1 protein-coding gene is annotated in these 493 nt (G+C 49.3%); it reads right to left on the reverse strand.

The genetic code is table 11. The features are described from left to right. Window positions 1–220: 220 nt before the first annotated feature. On the reverse strand, window positions 221–493 hold a 273-nt coding region (locus ACLD7X_RS18560; RefSeq protein ID WP_425625504.1), incomplete at its 5' end, for a hypothetical protein.

The raw sequence follows: 493 nt of genomic DNA on the forward strand, positions 1-493 counted from the left end.
GCCGCTTGGACTTTTTCTCTAGCAATGCTTCTATGCTCTACCAATTGGTTGTTGACTCGCCTTCGTTTAAGAAGGTTATTCGTTTACAAAATTAAGGGAGGCGATGGAGTAGAAGCTATCGACATGAGAGGCCAGGGTTATTCGGGTTTGGTAGAAAAGTAGGGGTAGTTCACCAATTGCAGTAAAGATAAACAATCGGTGGAATTACTTTTTACTACGGCTACCCCTGGTTTTGGATCACTACCGGACGGCGTTTTTCACTAATCTTCTGAATCAGGATCAGGGTGGCACTTGCCAGGGCACATAGCGCCATAACGCCCGTCATGGGAAGGGCTGTTTGATCGTGCAGAAGACTTACCAGGCCTGAAGCCAGGGCACCAAATAGCATTTGGGTAAAACCAATCAGCGCGGATGCACTGCCGGCGTGGGTGGAAAAGGGCGCCAATGCCAATGCCATCGTGTTGGGGCTCAGCAGTCCGCTGCCAAACAAAAA

Source organism: Aphanothece microscopica RSMan92 (assembly GCF_046613545.2).
Classification (GTDB): domain Bacteria; phylum Cyanobacteriota; class Cyanobacteriia; order PCC-6307; family Cyanobiaceae; genus NIES-981.